General features: G+C 47.5%; 21 protein-coding genes and 1 pseudogene. 8 read left to right on the forward strand and 14 right to left on the reverse strand.

Going from position 1 to position 26,227, the window contains the following annotated elements:
• Positions 1 to 715: 715 nt before the first annotated feature.
• Both QQ91_RS09935 and QQ91_RS09940 read left to right on the forward strand, forming a co-directional pair.
• Entirely contained in the window at positions 716 to 1,498 is a 783-nt protein-coding gene (locus QQ91_RS09935) for an LPD29 domain-containing protein (RefSeq protein WP_236096154.1), read from the forward strand.
• A gap of 123 nt (positions 1,499 to 1,621) precedes the next feature.
• Entirely contained in the window at positions 1,622 to 1,984 is a 363-nt protein-coding gene (locus QQ91_RS09940; protein WP_166282029.1) for a hypothetical protein, read from the forward strand.
• A gap of 362 nt (positions 1,985 to 2,346) precedes the next feature.
• Here QQ91_RS09940 and QQ91_RS09945 read toward each other — a convergent pair whose 3' ends face one another.
• Positions 2,347 to 3,723 carry an IS4 family transposase gene (locus QQ91_RS09945; protein WP_201277411.1) on the reverse strand — a complete coding sequence of 459 codons (1,377 nt, stop codon included), beginning with the start codon at positions 3,721 to 3,723 and terminating at the stop codon, positions 2,347 to 2,349.
• Positions 3,724 to 4,306: 583 nt separating this feature from the next.
• Here QQ91_RS09945 and QQ91_RS09950 point away from each other — a divergent pair.
• Positions 4,307 to 5,029: a hypothetical protein gene (locus tag QQ91_RS09950; protein ID WP_250833320.1), complete on the forward strand. Its 723-nt coding sequence runs from the start codon at positions 4,307 to 4,309 to the stop codon at positions 5,027 to 5,029.
• A 112-nt stretch (positions 5,030 to 5,141) separates the two neighbouring features.
• Here the strand turns inward: QQ91_RS09950 and QQ91_RS09955 are convergent, their stop codons facing one another.
• The 5 genes from QQ91_RS09955 to QQ91_RS21840 form a co-directional block, all read right to left on the reverse strand.
• Positions 5,142 to 6,629, reverse strand: a complete 1,488-nt coding sequence (locus QQ91_RS09955) for a type IV secretory system conjugative DNA transfer family protein (RefSeq protein WP_250833321.1) — start codon at positions 6,627 to 6,629, stop codon at positions 5,142 to 5,144.
• Positions 6,630 to 6,670: 41 nt separating this feature from the next.
• On the reverse strand, positions 6,671 to 7,090 hold the full coding sequence (locus QQ91_RS09960; RefSeq protein ID WP_166282037.1) for a hypothetical protein: 420 nt from the start codon (positions 7,088 to 7,090) through the stop codon (positions 6,671 to 6,673).
• 263 nt (positions 7,091 to 7,353) lie between these two features.
• Entirely contained in the window at positions 7,354 to 8,607 is a 1,254-nt protein-coding gene (locus tag QQ91_RS09965) for a hypothetical protein (protein ID WP_039723484.1), read from the reverse strand.
• Positions 8,608 to 8,759: 152 nt separating this feature from the next.
• Entirely contained in the window at positions 8,760 to 9,449 is a 690-nt protein-coding gene (locus QQ91_RS09970) for a hypothetical protein (protein ID WP_044147057.1), read from the reverse strand.
• 107 nt (positions 9,450 to 9,556) lie between these two features.
• On the reverse strand, positions 9,557 to 9,892 hold the full coding sequence (locus QQ91_RS21840) for an NfeD family protein (RefSeq protein WP_072041248.1): 336 nt from the start codon (positions 9,890 to 9,892) through the stop codon (positions 9,557 to 9,559).
• A gap of 1,352 nt (positions 9,893 to 11,244) precedes the next feature.
• Between QQ91_RS21840 and QQ91_RS09975 the strand changes: the two genes are divergently transcribed.
• The 5 genes from QQ91_RS09975 (at position 11,245) to QQ91_RS09995 (ending at position 18,413) form a co-directional block, all read left to right on the forward strand.
• Positions 11,245 to 11,808: a hypothetical protein gene (locus tag QQ91_RS09975; protein WP_152624453.1), complete on the forward strand. Its 564-nt coding sequence runs from the start codon at positions 11,245 to 11,247 to the stop codon at positions 11,806 to 11,808.
• A 162-nt stretch (positions 11,809 to 11,970) separates the two neighbouring features.
• Positions 11,971 to 13,437, forward strand: coding sequence for a sodium:solute symporter family transporter (locus QQ91_RS09980; protein WP_044147055.1), 1,467 nt, complete (start codon positions 11,971 to 11,973; stop codon positions 13,435 to 13,437).
• A 209-nt stretch (positions 13,438 to 13,646) separates the two neighbouring features.
• Complete coding sequence (locus QQ91_RS09985; protein WP_039723480.1) at positions 13,647 to 15,992, forward strand: hypothetical protein; 2,346 nt, start codon at positions 13,647 to 13,649, stop codon at positions 15,990 to 15,992.
• 4 nt (positions 15,993 to 15,996) lie between these two features.
• Positions 15,997 to 17,562 (forward strand): hypothetical protein, encoded by a 1,566-nt coding sequence (locus tag QQ91_RS09990; protein WP_039723479.1) that lies wholly within the window; start codon positions 15,997 to 15,999, stop codon positions 17,560 to 17,562.
• 35 nt (positions 17,563 to 17,597) lie between these two features.
• Positions 17,598 to 18,413: a sigma-70 family RNA polymerase sigma factor gene (locus QQ91_RS09995; RefSeq protein WP_084606812.1), complete on the forward strand. Its 816-nt coding sequence runs from the start codon at positions 17,598 to 17,600 to the stop codon at positions 18,411 to 18,413.
• Between the two features lie 45 nt (positions 18,414 to 18,458).
• Here QQ91_RS09995 and QQ91_RS10000 read toward each other — a convergent pair whose 3' ends face one another.
• The 8 genes and pseudogenes from QQ91_RS10000 to QQ91_RS10030 form a co-directional block, all read right to left on the reverse strand.
• Entirely contained in the window at positions 18,459 to 18,740 is a 282-nt protein-coding gene (locus QQ91_RS10000; protein WP_039723477.1) for a hypothetical protein, read from the reverse strand.
• Entirely contained in the window at positions 18,740 to 22,339 is a 3,600-nt protein-coding gene (locus QQ91_RS10005) for a DUF6908 domain-containing protein (RefSeq protein WP_039723476.1), read from the reverse strand. The genes QQ91_RS10000 and QQ91_RS10005 overlap by 1 nt, the downstream gene beginning before the upstream one ends.
• A 68-nt stretch (positions 22,340 to 22,407) precedes the next feature.
• Positions 22,408 to 23,178 (reverse strand): annotated as a pseudogene (locus QQ91_RS10010) (DNA adenine methylase); the annotation flags it as partial.
• Positions 23,179 to 23,327: 149 nt separating this feature from the next.
• The gene (locus QQ91_RS10015) at positions 23,328 to 24,800 is read right to left on the reverse strand and encodes a hypothetical protein (RefSeq protein ID WP_039723475.1); all 1,473 of its coding nucleotides are present in this window, start codon (positions 24,798 to 24,800) and stop codon (positions 23,328 to 23,330) included.
• Between the two features lie 119 nt (positions 24,801 to 24,919).
• Positions 24,920 to 25,042, reverse strand: coding sequence for a hypothetical protein (locus QQ91_RS21640; protein WP_284707168.1), 123 nt, complete (start codon positions 25,040 to 25,042; stop codon positions 24,920 to 24,922).
• A gap of 96 nt (positions 25,043 to 25,138) precedes the next feature.
• Positions 25,139 to 25,525, reverse strand: coding sequence for a type II toxin-antitoxin system VapC family toxin (locus QQ91_RS10020; RefSeq protein ID WP_039723474.1), 387 nt, complete (start codon positions 25,523 to 25,525; stop codon positions 25,139 to 25,141).
• Positions 25,522 to 25,743, reverse strand: coding sequence for a hypothetical protein (locus tag QQ91_RS10025; RefSeq protein ID WP_039723473.1), 222 nt, complete (start codon positions 25,741 to 25,743; stop codon positions 25,522 to 25,524). Before QQ91_RS10025 ends, QQ91_RS10020 begins: the two co-directional genes overlap by 4 nt.
• A 150-nt stretch (positions 25,744 to 25,893) precedes the next feature.
• The gene (locus QQ91_RS10030) at positions 25,894 to 26,181 is read right to left on the reverse strand and encodes a hypothetical protein (protein ID WP_039723472.1); all 288 of its coding nucleotides are present in this window, start codon (positions 26,179 to 26,181) and stop codon (positions 25,894 to 25,896) included.
• Positions 26,182 to 26,227: the final 46 nt, after the last annotated feature.

Consider the following 26,227-nt stretch of genomic DNA (forward strand, 5'->3'; position numbering starts at 1 on the left):
TAAGAATAGTATCAGATACTATTCTTATTCTTGCCTGTCCACCCTAACTTTTCTGTACCGTTTCTTAACTATTTGAATATCTTATTCTTTCCGCCTGCTGCAGCGTAGAAAAGATAAAGGAAGCAAAGAAGCATAGCGATCGCTGTGGGGATCGCTGTGGGCCTGAAATACGTGTGATGGCTGAAAGTATTGCTGTGCATGGGTTTTATCGCTATGAGATGAGGGTGCGAAGAGGTTTTGAGGTGTGTTTCTGTTCTAGAATGCTTGGGGATCGCCCTAAAATGATCACGATAGATAATATATTCTTATTCATTTATCTTTACTATTTCTTTTGTTCGGTTAACTATCTTGACTCTTTTGGTTTTAGTTGCTAGGTTTTTTCTTCGTTTTATAGGCGTTTCAGCCTTTCCTTTTTTCTGTTCTTTGTTGCCTTACTTTGATTATTAGATAAGAAGCTGTTAGAATGTAGTCAAGAAAGAGAGGGGCGTTGAAATGAATCGGTCGGATCGTATCGAGATTCAACGGCACTTGCAGTCGGGTTTAGATATTCGCGATGTTCCCTATCTCGTTCGGGTGAAGCCGGCTAAGCCGCCAGAAGCGGTCTGGTGCAATGGCAGGCTCATCATTGGCGTCTCTAGGAAGCGTTTGAGGGCTCTACATCTCTTCTATCGCTTCCGGTTTGCAGGTATTTAGGTTTCTCTTTATGGCACGTCGAATGCTCTCGTCTGTGGCTCAGCAGGCTAAGGATCTGAGGCAGCAATTGAAGGCTGTTTTTCCCCTTTGTAAGTTCAGGGTGAGATCGTCTAACTACAGCATGGGCTCTTCTATCCGGGTGAGCTGGATTGATGGCCCTACAGTCGCTGAGGTGGATGCGATCGCGAGTGGGTATGAATCTATCCGACGTGATGAAGGGTCGGGAGAAATCCTCTCGGGGGGCAATCGCTATGTCCACTGTGAAAGACGGTTCTCGATCGCGGTCTTTGAAGCAGCCGTCATGACGGTTTGTCGGGATTGGGGGGTGGAGCCAGTCCCTCCAGTAGTCTGTGGGCCATCGGAGTTCTCTTCGCCTCATATTCCTCATGAGGTTAATCCTCAGCGGGTTGGTGGAGGCGTGAAGGATCTTCAGTGGTTGGTGATGGATTATCTCGCTGAGCGGTCTTTCTATCCGGTTCAGGAGGTTGATGAGGAGGGCGATCGCGGTGGCGGCGGTGCTGGTGAGGCGGAGGTGTCTGTCTTGAAGCCGGGGTCGCCCTGGAATGCGTCAGCGCCTCATGCTACGGCGGCTGACCTACAAGCTGTGGAGGTGGTGGAGAATCACGCCAAAGATGGCTTTGAACTCTTTTTCCCCGGTAAGCCCGATCCGGCTACTCGACAACTTCTCAGAGCCTGTGGGTTTCGACCGGGCAAGAAGAAATCGGGAGATCGCTCCGGGCAGTGGTTTTGGTATGCCAAACGGACAGAAGGCACTACCGAGTTTGTACTGGGGCTGACGGGGTAGAGGTAGCGATTGCGGTGGAAGAGGATCGCGGGTCTGGTTGGGTTGATTTTGTCGTGTGATTGAAGGTTTAGAGAACGACGAATAACACACGCGATGGGTGGTGTCAGTTCGGTGGGAGGTTTGATGATGGCTTTTGATTTTCCAGTTTGTCCGGTTTGTCGAGGACACGGGCGCGTTGCGGTGAAGGGGGATTTGGAGGCAGTGGAGGGGCCGGTGTGTTCAACGTGTCAGGGCACCGGGGACTTACCGCGATCACTGCGAGAGGCGTTGCTGAGGGCCGCTGAGGCGGATTTAAGGGCGGCACGGCGGTACGGGGCAGTCGGCATTGCTCAGACGCATCACGGGCTACTCAATCTCAGCTATGAGCGGGAGGACCGAGTCTACGAGTTACGGCGTTTCGATGGCAGTGGAGGGGTATTAGCTCGTGGTCCTAAACGGGGGGTCTTACCGGCACTCATTCACAGTTATGTCCTGTTAGAGGCATAAGGCGGACAGCAGCAGTTTTGATGACAGTTCTTCAGATTTATGCAGGGGCAATCATAACTGGCTCTTTAGCTTATCTATTTTCATAGAACACAAACATAAAAAAGAATAGCCAAGAAAAGGAAATCAATAGAGAAAGACAAGAAAACGAAAAATAAGGCAGTCAGGGAAAAGAATAAATTCAGGCGTCAAGATAAATACCCTCATTTTGCCGAATCGTACTCATGACGACTTCGGTTTCTGATGGCCTGATCTTGTGTAGTTTTGTTGATTTCAGAGGCTCATCGCGATCGCATTTTTTCTTTGTCCTTTGATCGCATATTTTGTAACATTTGACGCCAACGTTCAGGTCAGATTACCCCCGTTTACCCACCGGAGGCTCGCAACAGTTGCCAGGTCGCCGCAATATCATGCAGTCGTTGCAGACCCCGCCACAGCGTTTTCACGCCCGGTTCGCCATCCCCTTTGCGGTCTAAAAACCCGCCGAGTTTCGCAATCCAGCGCACACACTGGCCAATACTGGGGGGTTCGAGCGGCAGTTCAGTGGTTTGATGAATCGTGCAGTACAGCGCTTGCCATTCCTGCTCTTCGAGAACGGTCTCCACTGAGTCATCAGGATGCACTCGCGCTTCATAGGTCAACCACAGCAGCCGCCAGGCCACAATCGAATAGGTCGCTAAAGCTCGCTCTAAACGGTCAGCGCTCTCTAGTTGCAAGGCTTCCAGACGACAGCCAGATTTTAGGGTGAAGTTATATCGTTCAATTAACCAGCGAAAGCTATAGCGTTCAAGGCATCGACAGGCGTCTTCAAAGTCATTCACGGGCAAGGTCGTCAGCAGTAACCAGCGAATTGCTTTCTCTCCGGCAGGCGGATGTTCTTCTTCGGCCAACACCACTTGAACGGCGATCGCTTCGAAGCTAGCCGCTTGCACGTGATCCTGGGGCGGTTGCAGCCAGAGCGTGGCATAGCGGACATTCAAGGTGGCCTGGCGGGGAGTGCGGTTCGGCGTGCGTTGGAGTTCTAGGGTTTTCTGGCCTTGGCAGGGTTGTTGGCGGCTCGCTTCGAACAAGGGTTGCACTTCTTCGGCGTAGGCGTCGCTTTTGGTGTTGCGGTTCTGGGCAGCGCGGATTAAAAACTCAGCGCGGGGGCGGCGCGGTTGGGCAAACAGGTCATAGATATCCCCTTCGCGATCCGTGATGGTGATGACCTCGACGGATTCGGGGATGAGTTGTTGGCTCGCGGCCTGATGCTCCAGCCAGCGGTAGCTTTCTTTCTCCTCGATCGCCGTTTGACGATCGCGATAGCCCGCACCACGCCGGGTCTTCTCTCTGGCCCACACGGTTTCTTGCAAGATGCCTAAAGGGACTCCGGCATCACTACTACACAGAGTGAGGTGGACTTTGAGTCCTGTGGCGGAGGCATCGCTAATCGGACCTAAGCCTCGGGTGCTGCGGTGAGTGCTGAAGTCCAATTCGGTCGTATCTTGGATTGTCAGCACCGTTGAGTGGTCTAAGCAGCGTTCGACTGTTTGATCCACGTGGCCGGACAGGATGGCAGATGGTGGAATCCGCCGATTTGACCAGAATTTATACAGTCCTTGAACGGCAGCGTCATCGCGGCTCGCTTGCAACACGCTCGCGTTCGGTTGGGCGATCAGGTCTTCCACGATCGTCAACAGTCGCTGTTCACGGCGACGATCACCCAAATTCGTGCTCTTTAACTCATCTTCGGCCCAGCTCATACTATCCACTCCTGACATTAGGGGGCTTTTAAAGTCATGAGCTTAGCGCGACTAGTAAACCTTGAAACTATTGATACATGACAGTTTATCTACTTCCTTATCTATCCATATCCAAAAGAAAAGTCGATTTTTGATCCCAAATGTCACCAAAACGAGGCTTCCTTATCTATTTTTTGGGCTTCCTTATTGGTCAGAGGCACGGCTGGGGCGAACACTGCAATCGCCATCGATCACGGCCTCGGTGAGCAAATACTCTCACTTCTTTTGAGTTTTGTATCAAGAAATCGCTACAGTCTTTGCCCAATAGGCATTCTGGCGGCTTTGGGTGAACTTTACTTGACCTCAATCAACTTCAACTAAGTCAATTCAACTTCAATTAACTTCGCCAATTCGTTACTAATCGTTGCTAAAAACACCGCTGAGGCTAACCACAAATTTCTTGGGAAACGCTCAAATCATTGCAGGTAAAGACTTTCAGAGCTTCGTGAATTGTTACGAAAGATGCGACTAAAGGATAGCCCAGAGGGAATTTAAGCTCCTTCAGCAGGCTGGGGTGAAGCGTATCATGGTGGATCCGTTTGACTTGAAGAACATCCCGGCAGATTGGGACGGGGAGGTGTTACTCGACAGTGGCGCGTATCGGGCTTTTAAGCAGCCTCGAAAGGCGTTATCGGTGGAGCAGCTCGTTGACTTCGTGATGGAGCACCGGCAGCGACTGACGGGCATTGTGGCCAGTGACATCATCGGTCAGCCGATCTCGTCGGTGCTCAAAACGTTACGGTTTCTGGTGCAGTTCGATCAGCGCTCCGTTGAGCTGGATGTGCAGGAGCGGCCTTGGATTATGGCGGTCTGGCAGTGGGGCGCTTCGCCACGATTGTTACCGGTCTTGATGCAGTGGGCTGATGTCGTCGGCATTGGTGGCTGTCAGCCCTGGCTCAAGGCCCGCAGTAAGGCGGAAAAGCAGCAGCGGGCGGAAAACTTTGAGGCGTTGGCTTTTCTCTGTCGATCGCTCTATCAGCGTTATGGCCCTAGAACTCACATCTTTGGTAATTGTTGGGAAAGAGCGATCGAAGAGTTAGCGCCTTTCGTCGCGAGTTCCGATACCAGTCATTGGATCACGCCAAAAAGAACCGGCTGTGTCGTGTTTCGGCATGACAAGGGGCATCTCGCTAAAGCGCCAGCAAGGGTGTTGTCGGAGGCACAAAAATGGTCGTTGGATGAACGGTGTGTCGAAAGTGCCAAGGCGATCGCATCATTTTTGGATGAGCCGGGTGACGCGCCCAGAAAAGTGCATCTCTCTGGATAACGGAAAGGGGGCTTTTCAGGTAGCCCTCATTGGTAAGCTGGAGGGCACCTTCACCCTTTAAGCACTGAAGTCGCTCATGAACGATGCCATCCTGGCAGAGCAGAAGACCGCATCACGGTAGATCCAGTTGAGCTAAATTGACAAAAAATGGTTTTGGGCTAACAGATGGCACATGTACCAATGCACAGTAAGACTGAACTGGTGGATGCATAATTTCCCGATCTTCCAGGACGGGCACAGTTTTTGTTCCAATGCTTTTTCCTCGGCTTCCAATGGGTTCCATCGGACCTCTATGATGGCTCAGATCCACTGTCTGCACCACCCGCTGCCCCAACCGCGATGCGGTATAGCGGGCTGTAGCTGCCGATACTCCACGTAGGGTGATGAGCGTATGGCAATTAGCCAATACAGCAGAGGTCGCACGGTCATCTCCAAGTTGGGCAACATCTTGCAGAGCCAAACAGATACCAACTTCTGCTGCTCGGGTTACAGAGAGCGCCTGTTCGTAGTCAATGCGAGTCTTAAGCCGAGCAGCTTCGTCGATGAGAAAGTAAAGCGAACGTCGATTACTTGTGTCACCGTCCTCAAAGCGTCGATACACATGGTTGAATAGCTGACTTAGCATCAGCCCAGAGAACGTTTCAGCAGCTTTGGCATCAGCCAGGGAAGCCCCAATCAACAGCAGAGTAGGCTGGGTATCAAGATCTGCTAAGCAAAAGTCGCTATGTCCAGTAACCTGCTCGATCGGTGGCACCGTGAATAGATGTAGTTCATTCAACAGACCGCTGACAGCACGGGACTGCTCATCAGGGCTGAAATCTAACAAATCTCGTAGATCATCCTTATAGTTGGTAAGGTCAGAATAACGGTAGAGCAGGTCTTTGAGTTTGTCAGGGTTAGCAACCAGGTGATAAAGATCTCGTGGTTTAGCCTGCTCTGCATAGACTGCTTTAACGACATGAATCAGGGCACGTAACCAGCGGCGATCGCGCTTGGTAAAAAAGAGATGAGGGTCGTTGGTATTCTCTCGTCCCATAATACTGGCGACTGCCGCTTCTACGTCCCGGTAGTCTTCAATGCCATCCAACCAATTCCAAGCGAGGGATTGAGTAGGGCGAGCAATATCCCAATACAGCACTTTGTAGCCTTGGTTTAGGGCTCGCTGTCCGAGGCCCCTCATCAAATCTCCTTTAACATCGACCATGACGACGCTATGCCCACCGCGTAGTAAATCCACCGCCCAGGGCTCCATAATGCCAGCAGTTTTACCAGACCCTGTCGGGCCAATCACAGCTGCATGTTGATGCAGGAGTCGGGTTGGTAAATAAAGTGACCCTTGGGGTAGTCCACCCGGCGATTGATAGCGCCCCAAGCTAACGCCTCCCTGCTTTAGGGGACTAAGTTCACTCGGGGCCGCCAACCCTCGATAGTCATGTACATCGCCTCGGGGAGGCAGTCTCGGCGAGTGATCTCCCGGTACCAAAATTTGGTTTCGCATAGGTTGAGGGCGATCTCGATAGGCATTCACCAGCAAAACCGCCAAACCATATATGACTTTGGATAACAGTGACACCACACTAAAAACAATCTGCAATGTCATTTGGAATACAAGCATCAGAAGACTAAACAGCATCATCATGGCTAAAACCTCTCTAGGGTAGGGTGAATAGGTTGTTGAGGTGTAACTCCGGGATGAGTTGGGGAAGTCCGGTCTGGCTGGGGCGTAGCCCCTCTAGCCAGGTACTCACCATCGCTGCGCAGGCGCTCTAGAGTGGCTCGATTTGGGGCAGATACATGGGCTGGCAGATGCTTCAACCCAGCTGTTTGAGCTAAAGCTAGGCGATGGCGACCGTTCACGACCTCATAGCGATCACCTACCCAATCCACTTTGATGTAGGCGCCATTCATTTTTGACCCGCTAGCATCATGGTCATAGAACTTGTGGTATGTATGCCCTAAAGATTGCTCAGATGGGTTTTGGCTTTGGCGTAGCCGTTGAAAGTCGCTAGCGGTGTAGTTTTTCTCTCGACAAAGTTGCTGAATCGCCTTTAGGTCTTGCATCCAAACATTCATTTGCTCTCTGGTATAGCCCTTACTGATCTGCCAATCAGAAGGCAAGTCACGAATAAAAACTTTGGAAAGATCGATTTCAAAGAAACCCGATTGCCAGGAAGGTGTCATAGCCTTTGCAGCCCTTCGGAAATGGAATTATTTACGTGAGTCTCTGTCCGTCAAGCAGATAAGCTAACTCCAATTGAAGTCATTGCTGGAGAAATCATCGAAAAAGCCCTCAGCTTATGAAGAGAGGGCCTTTCTCAAATGAACTACTCAATCATCCGATTTTCACTTTCGTAATCCACAGCCACTGGCTCGTAAGAACCATGGCCATTGTTAGATAACGCTCGATCAGCAGCGCTCCATTGGGGATAGAGTTTGGTAAAGTTCTCAACCTTAGTTGGATTCTCTTTGATCCAGCGCCGTACAGAAAGCTCCCATCGCTCATATTCCTGAACGGCTTCGATCTTGAGCACAGCTAGGGCCTTCTCTTGTTTTCGCAGTTCTGCTTGTTTTTCTCGCAGTAAGCTCTGGGCAGCGCCCAACTGCTTACGGAGATTCTGTCGCTCGCGGGCAATGTCTTCTTCCTTTTGCCAATATTGTTCTCGTCGCTGTAAATAAGTTTCATCCTGCAGCCGAGCTTCCTTAGCCTCAAGGTCTGTTAGCTTCTGTTCCTCGACGGCTTGCTCCCATTGCACAGTAACTAAGGCATTGCCCCAGGCAATCACCAAGTTAACGGTGGCTGCCAGGGCCGCCGCTGCAAAGGCAGTGAGTTGAAATCCAAAGTTTGCCTGTAACCGAGGAGGCAATTGGCTAATTAACCCCAGGAAGGCGAATAAAGTCTCTAAGAGTACGATAGTGAAGGAAGTCCACACCACTGGATTGCCAGTACGGATGTGGTGCCAAAAAGGAATTTGGTTAGCGTGGCGCTCATCGTCATGGTGCGATCGCCGGGGCTCAAACCGATAATAAGCAACAACAAAGCGGTAGATGCCCTGGAATTCGGCGAGGTTAAGGCAAACTGCACCGGCGATCGCAAACAGTAGCATCGGAATTTGATCGAGCGTTAATCCTTGCACCTCAATGCCTAATACTGCAGCAATACCCAAGAACAACATCAGGGATAGACCAACGGTTAGCGCCATTTCCCAAGGCTCGGGTTGAGGCTTAGGTGGGTGCTCCGAAGGCGGAAAATCATCGTCTGGGTTGGGATTGATATGAGGCTGGTTTGCGACCTCTGCTTCCAGAGCACCTACATCTTCAGTCAGCCGCTCAATCTCAGGTTGCAAGCTTTTAATATCTTCTTCCTGCCGAGTAACAGCATATGCTGGAGGGAGAACTTGGTGAAACCAACGCTGAAACAGCTCTGGGTTGCCAAATTCAAGGAGTTTAGCCAAGGGATGAGTATGAGGGTCTTTTAACAGCGAATCTTTATCGAAAGTGCCTAAGGACCAAGGCAACTGAGGGGAATCCCAAATCATTCCACCGAAAAGACCTAACCACCAGCGTGTAAACCACTTCATTAATGATGCTCCTTAATTTTTAAGCGTTCGATAAAACCAGAAATCCCGTCCTAAGGCTCAGTACAGAAACCCGATTTCTCTGGCTAAAATGCTGGAATCTAGTTGATTCGCCAACGCAGAAACCGGGTTTCGATAAACACTGAACAGATGTGCTAAAAGTTCCGCACCAGCGGCATCCATTCCGACGGATCTTGGCCCGCGAAATAGACATTGCCTGCAACTGGGGTAAAGGCGTTAGACAATGCCAATCGATTTTGCTCACTCAGCCCAATCACATAAATATGAACTTGACTGAGTTCTTCACCAGCGAAGGACGAAGTAACCGCTTTCAATTGAGAAACAATTTCTGGATTTGCAGTACCTTCAGTCACCAAATAGAAGTGCATTTCCTGGCCGCTAGGCAGTGCCTTAATGCGATCGCGCAAGCGCTGGATACCATTGACCAAAGCATCCTCAGGCGAGGGCGTTGGATCAAGCTCAACAGTGTCAGGATTGCTGTCTACTTCCCAATGCATAGCCTGCATAGCTTGCTTGGTTGCCGTAGCTGAATAGAGCACCTCTACATTGTCAGTGCTAGATAATCGACTAATCTCAACAAAATGCTTTGGACGAACCCGCTTAGACAGCAGATACAGTGAATCTTCAGTAACGAGTGCGGACTCAGGGGTGCTGGGCTGTAAGACAAACTGCACAAACACTTTTTGGCGTCCGGGCTCAGAGCACTGCAACTCAGGCAAATTACACGTTGACTCAGAAGTCTGGGGAGAGTTGCTGAGACTCCCCGCCAGGAGCAAAGCCGCTATAAACGAGACCCCGGTACCAATTAGGAAGGGTGCTTTCATCGTTGCAACTCCTACAGTAAAGTTCAAAATGCTTATCAACAGCATTGACGGGGCAGGTATGGGAACCCTGTAGCTGTAACTCCGTCTAGGTGCTAAGAGAAATAAAATCAGTCCAGGCTGTCGTCAAAGGGTTGCACGACCAAAGTCAGCCCTTCCCGGCCTAAGACTTGAACTGGGGTACCAACTGGCAGCTTAATCTTCAGAGGACAAGACGCCTTCCAGGTACCTCCATCTCCTCGATATTTAACTCGGCCAGTGCCGCGTTCATGAAGAGGGATTTCCTGAACCACCACAGCCTCTCTAAACAAGGAGGCTTGTGACTCATTAATAACCAAGCCAGGAGGAGGTTCTAAAGAGCGCAGTGAGTCACGATCTGGCTCTTTAGGGGTAAACGAATCTGACGGCAGCCTAGAAGACTGCCTAAACCCAAGAGAAAGTTTCATGGCAATATTGGGAATAGTAGTGCTGAAATACAGTGAGCGTGCTTAAGCTAGGAAGGCTTGGGGGGCTCAACACCTTCCGTAAGACGTGGTATCAAGAGCGACTCCGAGACAAATGCCTTTACTGCGCTCTCACAATCTATATGGCGACGCTAGGGGCAAAAAATCCGACACTTGCCTACAAATTCTCTTGCCAAGCAAAATGCACATGCTCGCAACTTTCGCTGTGCCAAAATTTACACTTCCCTTTTTTTGATGCTTAATCAGAGCATCTTCATTTGCGAAATGAGGCTATGAAAGAGACTACCTGACATGCACTTTGAGGTTTACAGCGATATCAGCACTTGCAGCAACTTCCTTCGTCAGCTGCTACAAGTGCTGCTAAACCGGCACTGACTAAGTTAAGGAGGGATAGATCCCAGAAACCTGCTCCAGGCAAGGGGCTTAGGCGTTTATCTGAAAATCGTCTGAATTCCTTGCTAAACAAGGGCTTTAGCGGTTCATCCCTCTTTTAGGACACCAGTGCCGCTAAACCTACTTAGTGGATGACACGCAAAACCTTAGTTAATCCGGCTGTGACATTTAATTCCAGCGATTGTATGCACCATGCTACAGAAAAAGATAGGTCAAGCCAGCACTCGGATAATGCATAGAGTACTACTAACCTACTGATGTTACTCAATCTTGGAGACCATGAACTACCCGCCAAGTTGCCATACGAGATTAAGCCATGCACTAGAGGCTGTTCCTAGATACCGCATAACGATGCAAGCGTGCTTGCCGGTCACAGGCTCAACTTTTAGCAAGCACCGTCTCTACCTAACTATTCGGCACTTAGCAGTGAAAGGGTGATATAACCTGAAGAGTCCTATCTGGCAGGGCTTTCAGTGGTATTTCTGACGACCAGCAAAAAGCCCTTCAGGCAGGGCAAGTGGTAGATCATCACCTCTCCAGAGACCAGTGCCCACAATTCAGACGCATGGATTACTCAGCCGTAGCTGCCCTCTATGGGAGAAAGCTAAGACTACCCTGCGCTATAGCGGACGTAATCCTCAGGTTCAATTGTCGGCAGTTGTCGGGAAACTCCACCTGCGATACTCCATATAAGTTTGAGGATGCACTGAGGGTATGCCTACTACCGACTACATAATGCAAGTAAACCTACAACCGTTAGAAAAGTAGTTTTTATGCCGCTTGACATCAATCCATCTGAGACCAGCGGGCCATATGTGGATGATTTCCTCAGTCCACAGCCTCAGCAGAAGTACTTCGTACCAATTTGTCTAAATACTTTTATGATCAATCGCCCATTTCTATATGAATATATCTATGAACTTGTACAGAAGAACCTAAACATGAATATCATTGTTGGCGATTATCTAGAACGTCATAATGTCATGTTTTTTTACGGCATGAGCGAGGATGATGCCCTAAGAAAGATTGACCGAAAAGCCAAGAAGATTTATCGGATAATCGATGCAGCAATAAAAAGCAGTGATGCCCATAATCTAGTGCAACTACACTCCTCTCGTGAATATGTCGACGCAGAAGAATGTCGTCAAATAGAACACACCATCAGACGATTCAAAGATATGAATAAAAATTTTGCAGAAGACATTAAAAAGCAATCAACACATATATTAAGTAGCACCGTTCGAAAGTCAGGCATTACTGAGAATGTTTACTCTTATAAAACAAACTGTGACCTGGAAAGTTATCTAATTGAGGAAATTTCAGCATACATATACTTATACAAAATCGGATTTATAGGAGAGATCTATCCAGGTAAAGACTTGGAAATTCTCCAAAAAGTTGCCAAAGGTGAATATAATGGCTTTCCTTTTGACTATTCGAATCGAACACATATCTCAGTTAGCCTATCCCTAGACAGTGGAAAGTCATATGCCAAATTGACTTAGTTAGGCACAGCGGTTCCTGCTCTCTTAAGGTATAGGGCAAGCTGCGAGGCCACTTCCGATCTTGAGATTCAAATCTGGCTTTGCATCTCATTCAGGAAAGAAACGCTGTATACCATTCAAGCAATTAATGAAATTCAAAATCTATAGTACAAGGAAAGAACAATGAACTTAGGTGCTTACATCGCAGTTTTTTCAGCAATCTTACTGCCCGCTATTCTCTATTTCTCAGTAGCTTATCGAGAACGCAGAAATGTCTTAAACATTCGAGACTTTTTCCCTTTGAAAAGATCAATATCTACAGGCGAATATCGATCTACTACTGTGGCGGCGGGTATGTCACTGGCGACTGTTATCATTGCCTTCATCAACTTAGCCCCTGCACTTGGGATAACTCTTTTTGTCTCTGTAATCACGTATTCGCTAAGCTTCGTACTGCTATATTTCTGTGCTGATCGCATCATGAGAGCTAATCCACAGAATGACACGATCCAGGCATATCTAGGGAAAAGCTATGGGAGTTATAGTGTTAAGAACATTGCCCTTATCTTTTCTCTCATTGGCTATATCAGCATCTTCAGTATGGAGTTGCTGGTTGGAGTCACTGTATTAGAGCCATTCTTGGGTGCAGGGACTTTTGTATTTTCCCTAGTCTACCTAATCTTTATCATTATCTATACGCTGATGAGTGGTTATCGAGCCGTCATTGCTACAGATAAATGGCAGCTACGGTTCATTTTGGTAAGCATAGCATCCCTATTGGTGCTAGCAATCGTTGAGACTCAGCAAGCACCAGCCGTTGACGTTTTATCAACCTTCTCTTCTGTAGCTACATCCTGGGTTCCCGCCTGGGCATTTATTATCGGCATTGCAGTTATTAACCTTCCTGCTCCCATTAGCGATGCGGGCACCTGGCAACGTCTATGTTCTACGACAGATAGCCAATCTGCAAAACGGGGGTTAATTCAGATTTCTCGTTTCTTTGCAATTCTATGGGCAATCATCGTCATCTTTGCCTGCTACTACGGACGTATCGCTGCTGCAACGGGTTTCGACCCAACTCAAGAAACACTCATGACACATATCATGAGAATTTTTGCGACCTCTGGACCCGGCTTTATCATTCTACTTTTCTTTTTCGTATTGGGGTTGTTTAGCGCAATGATCTCTACTGCAGACAGCCTTTTAATCGTAGTTGGTCAATTCTTCTCAATCGATATCTTAAAGCTCAATCCGGAAGATACCGAACCACAACGGATGATGCAAAAAGCACGGATTTCAACAGCTGCGATCGCTATTATTTCATTTGTTATTTTCACCATCCTGAAATTCTTACAGTTTGACGTTGTGCAACTAGTATTTGCTATTTATGGCGCACAGCTTGCCATGTTTCCATCCGTATTCTTTTCTTTGTTTTTCAGTGAACGTTTTAACCTAAGAAAAGTTCGCTACGCTGCTAGCTCATCAATATTCTCTGGGTTTATAGGTGGTTGGGCAAGTGCACTGTACGGAAGGTTTAGTGGCGATTCCAACTGGTTATTTAATGCTCCTGCAACTGCTCTTGTTGCAAGTTTAGTCGTATTCATATTGCTTGCAAGTCCTGAACTAATATCTCCAAAAAGAGAGGAATAGAATAGTTGGAAATAAGCCTCACAAAAATCAGAATGACAAAAACACAAGTTCTAATTGAGATAAATACAAAGGCATGAATTGATGACTCTAGCTCATCATGATTACCAATAAATCAATGAACTGAGTTGGCCACATTATAATAACCCTAAGTCAACTAAAAGCTTTCATTCAAGTCTTGATTTGTAGCGACCCCTGAAGGAATTTAGGAAATGTATTTATCAGATGGTTGTCACTTAGTTTCTCATGATGAATTAACGAAAAATGTTGAGGGTAACTCAATTTGGCAAAACTATATTGACCAGATAATTGATATATCTCTTCAGCATCCTGATCATTTTTTTCCTAAAACATCCAGGAAAATAATCCCTAGGGATGCAAAAAATCATCGACTATACATTTATTACAAGGATGGGAAAATCGATGCTTTTTGCATTATCGCAGTTTTCTGCGATGAGGCTGAATATCTGTGGGCTGCAACTAGGAGAGAAGTTGTTCGCAAGGGAATCATGCGGCAATTGTATTGGTTCATTGAAGATGAGATTAAATCTAAAGAGCCCGAAGTAGAGAGAATAAATGCTATGTGTGCTTCGTTAGATTCTAATTTCATTAATGACAGCAGCTTAACTCAGCAAGAAGTAGCAAAAAGAAAAGATTTTTGGAGAGGAACCCATATTTTTCATCACAAGATGAATTTTGACTTTACTTATAAGCTAAAGCATCGATGGGGTATTGGATATCATGCTTTAGTTTGTATGAAAGTTCGAGCTAATTTCGGCATAAGAGATCGCAGGCATTGCTCTCTCTACGGCTATTCTTTTAATCAGCTTCAAGAAATTCAAAACCAACTCAGAGAAAGCATATTAAAGACAGATAAAATTAATAAAGTAGATGGTAAGAATTTAGAAATAAACAAGAAGATTCAAGAGCATGTCAGAGCATGTCTCGATGCATTTGATGAATCATTTGTTAGAAATATTCAACCAGGAATCTCAGGAACAGAAGAATACATCTTTAATGACATCACTGATGGTAATCCAGATCACTTAACCCCTAAGTTAAAGGGATTTACCGGCCTCGCACTAGTAAATCCTTATACTGGGACTGCTACGGCATTCGCACATACCAGCAAAGACTCAAATTGGTCTTCTCATGAACTCTACGATGAATTTGAATATAGCATTCATTCACCAGGGCTCTTACAACAAATCATATCTGAATCAAGTAGATCAGGATTCTTAATACACCCTGCTAAGTTAGCCGAGATTAGTGAGATCAATTTAAAGCTGTACTTTGAAACATTCTATCCGAATGACAAAGGAAAAATCTACAGAGGTGATTACACCATCTTCTACCGTAAGCGTACAGGTAAAAATGGATTTTACTCAATCTTATATTTTGCTTGTCCTTTAATTCCAAATATTCTGTGGTATGAAGATCTATGGGATTCTTTCTCAAATTATTCCTTTTCATTGTTATTAATAATTCTGGGCTATTTTTCTTCTCTTAGAGATCTCGACTCATCTTTACGAAAAAGCGATTACTTCAACTGGCTAATACAAGCAGTGTCTCCTTCTGGTTCAGATGAGGAATGGACTACCAAGGATGAAGAATGGATCACTAAGATTTCGCGACTTGGTGAAGACATGATTCAGCAAGACGAGAATCAATATACTGCTCGCATTAGTCAGAAAAACCAGGCATTTAAAAATTCAGGCCATCTTATGCGAAATCGTTGTGACAATATTCTTCGGTGGCTTAGATTCGATCCGCAGGTTCAGTTATCCGAAGAATCCCTTTTATATAAAGCTATGAACTCCCTTTCTGATGCTTACCAAGCTCAACAGCTATGGGGATTTGACTCTTTAGATGAAATTTTTGAAGAGTATGCTGAACAGCATCCGAACAAAGATAATCGGTATAAAATAAGTCGTTTCCTAGAGAAAGATGATAAATTGTTTGACTTATCTGATTTCTTACAATCTAAGTTTCTATGCCGAGAAGCTTATCTAATTACTGAAATAAAAGAGAGCTTTAACGGGCATTCAAGTTTCTTGGTGTCTCTAGACCCAAAGCCATTTAAGCATAGTTATCATCTGCGATCCATAATCAAAAATGCAGAATATAGCCAAGAAGAATTCAGGCTAAGCAAACCTGTCCTTAGCAATATCTTCTTTGAAATATTCTTGAATATAGTTCGGCATGGCATGGTTAATTTATCAGAGCATAAAAATCGCCAGGGCCGTGGGACAGTATCGGTCTTTTTTAATTGTGATAGATTAGATGGCTCACCCGCTATTACTATTGCTAATCCAGTATTTATTACTCAGAGTCAGCAGGTTGCTAAGAACAGGTTTGAAAAACTACCAACGAATTATTTTAGGAAGGTAGCAGGTGACTTAGGTAGCGGTCTAGGGGGCATTGCCGAATACCTATCTAGATTGAATTTAGGCAAGATCGGAGAAAGGAGATTTTACGATCACGATCTAGGCTTAGATTTTTATGAAGTTGCCATTCATCTTAGAGGTTTAGAAGTTTCAGAGATTAATCAGGAGTAAGTCTATGGAAGCAGCCTTTGATCGTATCCGAATCCTTTGGATTGATGATTTACCTACTGGGCAAACCGCAGATCTTGGGAATTTTTCTGATCTCTTTGAAATTATAGGGAAACAGAATAAACCGTGCTGGATTCGGTCAATTGATGATTATGAAGAGTTGAGAACTGAATACGAGGATCACAAAAAAAGTAATTTAAGTAAGGATTCCTTACCACCGTATTTCCCTGTAGAGATTATTTCAGCAGATTATGATCTCTCAAAATTTTCAGGGAATGATACCGTTGGTCCTAGAAGTCTTGAAGATGTTAAAGACATAGAGAGACCATCAACGACTCAAACTTCTTCAGAAGAAGTTCACAGTGAAATAAACCATGATGATGTCAACCATGACGATTTTGATGGATGCCTCATTAATATGTTTTATCTCTCTGACTTTAGTAAGCATCCCTGCGGTTCCGTCGTAACTACTTATCAGCTACCTCAGCGCCGACATCGAGTAGCTAAAAAAATAGAAAGGCATATGGAGCGTAGTTATGGGATAGATCTTTCTTATTCGTCCCTAAGACGATGGAACCTAATTTTAAGTGCAGGTGTAGTTGCTTTACGAAATCGAATCCAACAACTTTACGAAGACAGCGAAGTTGTACTGTCAGTGAATGACTTAATTAACATAGCCGATGGTTCTACTAATGGCGTCTTGACACTAAAATCAAAGTTTGTTGCCCGAAAACTTCCTGTCGCGGGCTTATTCATTGACTGCGAGGAGTGTGAAAGTAAAACTGACACCATTAGCACATGGGCAGCCGAGTTGCTAAGCTCAAAAATCTCAAAAGAACATTATCAGTTAGCAGCAGAAATAGCAGACCGTATCTGGGAAACTTACGACAATGATGAACTCGTCGAGGCACATCAAGAATTCTCTAGTTTACACGTTTCTATCTATGGGACTAGCAGTCAAGACAGAGATATTTACGCAGTCGATGCTGATGAAAATCTGACACTGAAGTATCAAGAGTATGCAAAACGATTTGGTCTTCGAGCCACTGGTAAATCAGATGAAAGCTATGAATGTACATCAGACCTATGCTTAGATATTAAATCTATTAAAATTCCCGCAAAAAAGGAGTATCAAGACATCATCGTACGATGGGCAGTTATTCTTTTGATTCTGAAGCTTTTAGAACGCATATTGCTCTGTATGAGAAACAGTAGAGAGACTGCTAATCAGAATAGTGATAATAAAATAGAGAATGAGAAATTCGACACTATATTCCAACCTAGTTTAGATATTAACGACATTCTACTATTACTTTACCCTGTACCCAAAAGCCCTTTTCCTCTGCCATGGCATATTGATGATTCTAAAGCAAGATTTGCCCGAAAAGAAGCGTGGCATAAGTGGTTAGATCGTAGAGGCATCAAAATTCAAGATCTACTCAACGGCACTGCTTTAACTCAAGGAGAGCGCTGTTTAATACAAGGGATTATAATGAACACTACTAATACTCAACTCAATGAAGAGTCTTGGGAATCTTGGACGGTTGCCAGGCGTTTTGTATTTGGCTATTAATTGCTAATCCTAACTCAAAGCTAGATCGTCAAATCATGTCAAAAAGCAGAAAAACATCCAAAATTAATGTTCCAGATAGTATATCTCGCATGATCAAGGATCATATCAACGAAGAATACAATCTAAAAGATAAGTTTCGAGGCGCTGACAGAGAGGACTTGATTCAAGCTGGGTTAATAGGTTTTCTAAATGCAGTAAAGAAGTTTGATCCGGATAAGGGAAAGTCTATTGAGGCTTACGCATACAAGTTTATTGTACGCGAAATTCAAAAAGAGGCTTGGAAAACGGTTGTCGGCGAACAAAACGCTAGATATGCAGCTGCCGTTTACATGGCTAAGTCAGAGTTAGAAGACAACGGAGGTAGTGGCTCTAATTCTCCAGATATTGATCAAATCTCCAAAAGATCGGGAGTATCAAAGCAAAGAGTAGAGCAGATCCTTGCGGCTATAGCCTGTAAGACATACGGGGGTAACCTTTATGAGAACATTACTTCTCATGACGATATACCTGGTGAAGAGTTTCAAGACAATAATAATGATAACTATTGCATTCGCAAAAAGGAATACGGATTTGTTTTTCCGAATATTGCGTCTCGTCTAAAGGACAAAAAGCATGAACTGTTAACCTTTCATGAGAGAGAGGATTTTGCCAAAGAACTTTCTTCTAATGATTGTGTTTATAGAAAGAGGTTTGCCTTAAAAAGCCTGTCTGTAAACGGCGAAAATGATTCATCAAGGCTATTCAACTTGTCCTTTAAATTAACACTTAGCTCAGATAAAGTAGCTGTATGCCAAAGGCGTGAAATATGGAAAAATTCCTCAACATTTTTCCAAAATCCAAACTGTGAATAGCACTAGTGATTGTTTTGTTGACAGTTCACCAAATCTTTGTTTGAGCTAAACCACAAACCTGGAGTTAAAGATTACTTTCAAGGCAATTCCCGCGATCGCATACAGAATACAGTTCCGCTCAAATTTCACCCGTGACTGCACCCGACCCACACCCCGACGCGCTTGGATGGACTCGTACAGGTAGACCAGTGACAGGGCCATGCAGACAATCTCAGCCAGGTCGAAGGTAAATGTCTGCCGCCAGGGCGTAGCTGGCACTGAAATAAACAGCAGTAGGTACACGACCAGCAATGCGCCCAGAGTGATCTTGAAAGTTGAATCGCTCATTACAGCTCGACTCCCGATGATGGCTGGGCTGGGGCATTTACCTCATGCTGTTGGCGCGATTGATAGAGCGCTTTGAGATTATCGGGCGACCTGGAAGCAGAAATTTCCCAGTTCTCGCGATCTGCTTCAGTAAGGTTGGCCACCTGCGTAATCTCGCCTTCGCCGTTGGCTAAAACCCCGGCGCTCTGGTCATTTTTGACCACGCCAATGCCCTGGGGTGTCTCTCTGACAGTGTATTGCTTACCCCGCGCCTCAATATTGCCATTGGCGTCCCGCTCTACCAGGCCCGCTGCCTCCAGATTGCCTAGAAAGCGACGAGCGTGGTTCACGATGTTCGCCCCCAGGTCTTGCTGTTGGTCAAAGGCCGATAGGTCAGTCGCCATCCGCTGTGCATTGGACTCAGCCAGGTCATTGAGTTCACCCGCTTTCACCGCTTTCCCGATCGCCTCGATGTCAGACAGCTCATCATCAGAACGGCCCAGGGCTCTAGCAGCTCGATACCAGTCGCGGAATTGCTCAAGGCTGGGCGATTCTGGTTGCCCTTCCTCCGACTCAGCTAGTTGCTGATCCAGCTCCGGGTCATTTTGCGCGATCGCATCTTGAATAAAGGCTCCGGCTGATACTGACGCCTCTGATGAGGACTGAGCAGACTTCGCCATCTGCGCGGCGGCTTGGTCGATCGCAGCCAGTAGGCTCTCCTGTTGCGCTTCCGGCAGGTCTTGCACCACCCCCCGCAGGCAGGCCAGCGTCTCCTGATAGTTTGGGGAGCCCGTAGGTTGTTCATCTCCCAGTTCCTGAATCGGAGGTGGATTGACGGCGGCGGTTTCGCCCGTCCCCAGCACATCAGCAAAGGCATCGGAAGACTCAGCAGCCGGTTGAGGGGGTTCGGCAATCGGCAATCGCCCTACATCAGCAGTCGAAGGTTGAGTCTCCGTATCGGCTTCGACACCCAGCGATCGCGCTGGCTCAGCGGGTGTCGGCTCCGCTTTCGGTTCGGTAGTCATCTGTTGCTGAATGGCCTCGGCAAAGCCCTGCTTACGCAAGTTGCTGGCAAACATCCCAGCATAGGAACGGTCTAACCCACGAGACTCCCCCATCGGCCCCTGCACAGCGGTTTCGGTCAACGTCAGGGCTCCCTCTTCAGACAGATTGAAGACCATCTCGGAATCAATGAAGGCATCGCCGTTCTCCACCAGGGTGTGATACAGCATCAACTGCTCACCGTGGCGCTCGATATTCAGCGGCGTGAAGGGCTCATTTTCCACCTTGAGGTAAAAGTCCTCATCCGCCATCACCGCTGCCGCGAGTCCTGACTCTTCCAACAGCTTGCCGACATGCTTTTCGGGCTTACCTGGTTGTTCGCTCCAACCACCGACCCGTGCTTGATCTGGCGATGCGGATGGAGCCATCGACTCAACGACGTCAAAGACTTCCTCAACCTGCGCTGCCGGATCCGGTTCAGCCCCAGATGAGGTAATTTCTTCTGCACCAGGTTGGCCAGGATAGCGCACATCCTGGGCAGAAATCGCCAAGCCCTGCTCGGTAGGATCGGTAAACGAGATCCGAGCTGATTCACCATACTCATTCGCCAGGGCTTCGAGCTGCTCATCCCGCTGAGGGATCGCATTGGCCCGTTCCACTCCGGCTGCACTGGCGGTGCTATCCACTTCGCTGTAGCTGTTGAGCAAGCGGGCTCGCTCCCTGCTAATCGTTGTTGGCCCTGACGCATCCAGGCGGTAGGCGGAGGATTCAGACTTAGGCTGATCCGGCAAGATAGCATCGCGCCCCTGCCGCAGATACTCCCCTGCTGTTAGGCCCTGAAGCTGATTACGCAGAGATTGCTCCAGCGGTTGGGCCTCAGCGATCGCTGTATCGAGTTGGTTGGCGGCATCCGGCAGCTCGACCCATACCTCTTCTAAGGCTTCACCGCTGGTATCGATGCCGATTTGCAGTTGGACGCTGCCCTGCTCCAGGCGAATCTCATCCGGGTCAAACAGATCAAACTGGGGTGAATCGTCCTCGCCCGGTGCCAGACTGGTTTCCCATTCGGGAGTATTGGGATCCACATCCACCTGGAAGGTCATGACCATCCCTTGATCGGCCAGTTCCTGGGCCTGCTGCACTTTCTCAGCAAGAACAGATGGAGGGGCCTGCTGCCCAGTTTGATTCGCTTCCGATACAGCAGCGGGCTGAGTAGATTGCTCCTCGCCCCTGGGAACTGCGTCCGTGTCCCGTTCCTCCGGGTCGTTAGGCTCATCCGTCCGACTGCCCTCGGGCGCGGACTCCGACTCGGACTGAAAAGCCGTTTCCAGTTGAGCGCGGACCCCCTCCAGATTCGACAGGTCCACTGTAGGAGCCAGCCCCGCCGATTCCAACACGTCTTCAACGGAATCCGACCAGGCAAATTCCGGGATCTGCTCGCCCATTAGCTCGCGTGCCTGCTCTAAGTGGGTGGTGGCCTCTAGCCGCTGATGGCGACCATCCTGGAGATAGCTCACCACTTCTTCGAGGCGTTCCGAGGGAAACGCGGCTTCCATCCGGTCACTGACCGAATAGAACTCATCCCCTAGCGCTCCCATCAGGTCTTCGTCTAGATAAACATCCTTTTGCTTTTTGCCCGTCTGGAGCAGATAGCCTTCCGCGTTGGGAGCGGACTTCAGGGTGATTTGCTCATCGCTAGTTTTGACGATGCCCTGGCGATCGCTAACCTCCATGAATTGCCTGACGTTGCGAGTTGAGGGGAGGGCGACCGGCGACTCGGATAATTGCTGTTGCAGATCATAGCCACGCGGCAGCAACAACATGGGCTCAACTCCACCGGTAGACATGGTGGCGTTCACCACGTTGCCCTCTTTGCCATATTTGTCCGAGGCCCGCAGCAGGTTGCCCCGCAGCACCTGTCGCACCTCTCGTTCCCCGGTCTGACGTTCATCAAACTGGCCCATGACATCTTTGCCCATCATGGTTTTCTGGACGGGGGTCATATCCACCGCGCCCATGCGATCCGCGTTGATTTTAGAGAGAGGTAAGGGAATCTCGCGGCTGGAGTCCGCCAGCGACACATTCACCAGCCATTTCGAGGGCGCGACCGGATTGGAATCCCCCAGCCGATTTTGAGTCTCGGAGTCACCCTCAGCCGCCAGAATCTTATCCAGGGACGTGCCCCGTTTACTGACACCGGAAATCGCGCCGTAGAAAATACGTCCATTTTCGGTTGAGAGTCGCACCGTTTGCCCTGGCTGGAACCGTCGCAACTGCGTCAGTTGGGTTTGTTGTTTATCCAGGCGACGCGAGGCCCGGTTGAAGGCCGTTTGCTGTTTCTCAGGATCCGCAATCCGCTGCTCGATTTTGGCGGTCTGTTGGGCCAAATAGCGCTCTGCGGCTTGACCGGCTTTGCCGAGCAGATCTTCGGTGTAGGCTTGAGCGGCCTGCTCCACTGACTCAGCATCATTCTCCTCGGGGGAGGCCACCGGATCGAGGTCGAGGCCGGTGCGAATCTCATTGATGACTTCTAGCTGCGTCTTGGGTTTGCTCTGGGCCTTGGCATCAATCACCTCGGCCTGAACACCCGAGCCAAAGGCACTCTGCACCCCTGGCATGGCAGGAATCACTTCGGCCTGAGCCAGGGGCCGCGCATCGAGATTAGAGTTAAATCCGTGAAAAGGAGCTATATAAGTTCAAGCTGGAACGCTGAACTTTTTACTGAAGTTGGTTCTTCTACTAATGGAACTTTCAACTTCTCGCTAAAGAACATGACCTCTGACCCTTTATAGCGGTCCCTTGCAGAGTAGTGAATATCGTAGGTGAGTGACTGGAACCCTTTGTAAAACCTGCATATTTCTGGAACGTTATCGTAGGAGACCATCCAGTTATACTTGAGCTTTTTAACCTTCTTCGCCACGCTTTCATGGTCTTCTTTTTTATAGAACCGCGTGTAGAGATCTTCTGTGCCTTTCACAAAATATGGCGGGTCTAAGTAGATGAGGCTTTCTGGAGCTATCTTGCCGTTGAGTGTAGTGAGAAAATCGAGCGCATCGAGATTAGAGAGACGGATACGGTTTCTATATCTTCCTATTTTACAAATTCTGTGTACTAACTCTTCTTTATTAAAACGAGCGTCTATTTTCCACTTGCCCGTTTGTTCTTTTCCGCCAATAACGCCGCCGCTAATAATACCTGATCGATTGGTTCTATTTAGGAAAAATGTTGAAAAGCCTAGCTCAAGACGTGATATGCCAGAGTCTTCCTGCCGCCCCTTCTGTTGAATCTCTCGTTGCCGCTCCCAAGACTCGATTGTTACCGGGGTTGCTGTTATCAAGTCGCAGAGATGTTCTGTCTCATAGAGCACAGAGTGCCAGAACGAAAATACTGATATATCAATATCATTAATATGTACGTAGCGCACGTATTCATCATAAAGAAGATGCAGCGCAATACTGGCCCCACCAGCTTAGGGCTCTATATACTCTGAATCCAGTAAATTGTTAGATCTAAATACGAGCTTTACAAAATTGGCTAATTTTCGTTTTCCTCCTGGGTAGCGTAGGGGGGAGACGTAAAGCATAGACGTGTGCTGATAAGGCCAAATCATTCTACTACTTCCCAGATTTTCTGGATGAAGACCTGGAAATCATCCCATATTACTACCAATTCTGAGGCTACGGGCGAGAAGTAGCGATTGTGTACATATTGATTCATGGACTTTACTGATGCCGCTAACATCCCATCGCCTGTTGCAGCTTTCCGAATGGGGGCAAGCTCATTGCGCGTCATTATTTCCTCATCTTCTAGAAATTGAGCAACGCTGCTGATTTTGTGTTTTAGCTTTGAATTATCAGTCTGGCGCTCATCCCACCCAAGTTTCACCTCGACAAAATGATCAACGCTTAGCTCAATGAACACACGGAGCATGACTGCTCCAGCATTTGAAAAGTCAGTTAAATCAAGTCGTTTTAGTTCCTTGAAAAGATCATGTATCCGTTTCTGAGATATCGAGATCCTACAACTTCTGGGTATCAGAGTTTTCCTATTTGGAAACGTCGAAGATTGAGAGCGAGACTGTCCTTGCGTTCCCCCCATAGGAACAGCATCAACTCCCACCGAATTTGAACCGTTAGCATCGGATTTATCAGTAGTATCTGAACTCTCTTGAGAAGAGCTATTTTGTGTCACGACAGGCTGCGCGTTAAGCTGTTTTAAGGAAGTTGGTTGAGGGAGCGCTGAATGTGACGCAGGAAGTTCGTCGGATTCAAACTTATTGATGTAATCAATTCTCTGATCCTGTTTTTTGAGATCGCTGACAGTTATATCGCCGCTTGCTAACTCCTCAACAACTCGGCTTAATCCTTTTGCAACTTCGTTCTGTGGAAAGAGAAAAAGCACGTCCTCTTTTTCTTTATCAATCCCAAGTTTTTTGCGCACATAAGGAGTGCTCAAAAGGCGATTAAGCGTAGTAATCGGAAATTTACCTTCCTCGATCTTTCTCTGCGTGTCTTCGGAAAGAGACTCTTGCTCCTTCACAAAATCGAGAAGCTGTAAGCCAATATCTCTATGCCCTTTCCGACACTCATCGTAACGGGCTCCTACCTGCCCGTCCCATGCCAACATGCCAGCACCTTTGTTGAGTCCTCTGTGAGTAAGCTGAATCCATGGATCAGCTTCGGCACGATTGGCGAAGACAACGCAATTTAGCCTAGTTATCGGCGTTCTTTCAAACTGGTCAGAGAGCCTTTTCAACATTTGAAGGCTTTTCCTCGTCAGAATTCCTTCAGCTAAAAGAGGGGATTCAAGGAGCTTTAAGGCCGTAAGGCGTCTGTTCCCGTCGAGTACGCAAAACATATCAGCGTCGTTTTCAGACGGCATAACCATCATGAGACTTGTCGGATTAGCGCCATTTTCCAGTAGGTGCTCTGCCAAAGCCAACACTCTATCTCCCTGTACTTTAGTCATCGCTCGAATGGCATCATGGCCGTTTGCCTGAACTGACGTGAGTCGGGGATTCTCTGGGTCAAGGAATAATTGGGAAGTTTCAATAAGCGATGTTTGATAGCTATCTGACATAGACTTGACAAGTAAAAGGCTAAATGCTTTCCACAATGTTAGTCTACCCGTAGAAATTGAAAACGAGCTTGAGAAACCCTAGACGATAAAGATAATGCCAGGGCTTCTCAGGTACTTAGCTACAGATCGCGCCTCAACAGACTAAACACCTCACCCTGCTCTGGCGTGATCAAAATCCCCGACTCCGGAATCGTGATCGCCTGACTCCACGTCGCCTGCTCCGCATACTGGAGCTTGTGCAACGTATGAATCCCCGAAGCTCCCAAAGGGAGCGGCTACGCCTACGCATCCCTCCAGCAAACCAATCACCCCATGCATCACTTTCAGGGCGTGACCCGTCACCAAAGCCTTTGACAGTCATACTGAGCAAAAGCCGGATCTTTGGATACCAGCGTTGCTGTCTCAACCCGACTCTGAGCAATAAGCAGCCGATCAAAGGGGTCTTTGTGATGCCAGGGCAATTGGTCAAGCTCAATAATATGGGCAAGCGTCATGGGAAGAATCACCACACCATTCTGGCTTTCCTGTCGTTGAACGATATCCAGCAGAGGTTCTTTCAACTCAAGCTTGCCCAAATGCGACTTAATTTGAATTTCCCAAACGCTTACCAGACTGAGTAAAAGCTCATTATCAGAGCTGCTCAATGCATCCAACGTACCCGTAGGAATCTGGCTCGATTGACTATCCCACCAGATAAACGTGTGAGTATCCAGTAAAAGTTTCATCCTTCACCGAGCCAAAAGCTATCCGGCAAAGGCTCATCAAAATCGTCAGAGACTAAAAATGCCCCTGGATGCAAATCAGGCTGGCGCTGTTGTGGCGATCGAACATTATCCTGAGTCTGCATTTTAGCCTCAGCCCACTGCAACAAACGAGTGGCTAGATGCAGCTGCTCTTGCCAACTCAATCGTTGAGCCTCTTGTATTAGTTCTTGCAGAGTCATCAAAGTTGCCTCACCGCTTGTTTCTAGGATACCTGAGCCGAATAGGACATCAATACTCATTGAGCAACCCAGAACCGGATTCCCCTGTCAATGCTGAACGCAAAGCTTCAAAAATCCGGTTCATCCATTTGTCACTAACCATTTACCGCCCTAACTGGCTCTTGGTGCATCGCGCCTCAACAGACTAAACACCTCTCCCTGCTCTGGCGTAATCAAAATCCCCGACTCCGGAATCGTGATCACCTGGCTCCACGTCGCCTGCTCCGCATACTGGAGCTTGTGCAACGTATGGATGACAGACCGCACCCCCTCCGGCGAGCCAATCACCAGATGCAACAACCGCTCCCGCTCCGGCTGAGACTGCGTATTCGCGAGCAACACGGGTTTGAGGGACCGGGTGCTTTGAAAGCACCCAGTCCCTGGGATGTAACACAACATAATCGGGTTTCCTCCGATGAAACAAATGGGCAAGGAAACCCAAAAA

This window comes from Lyngbya confervoides BDU141951 (genome assembly GCF_000817775.3).
GTDB lineage: Bacteria > Cyanobacteriota > Cyanobacteriia > Thermosynechococcales > Thermosynechococcaceae > Lyngbya > Lyngbya confervoides.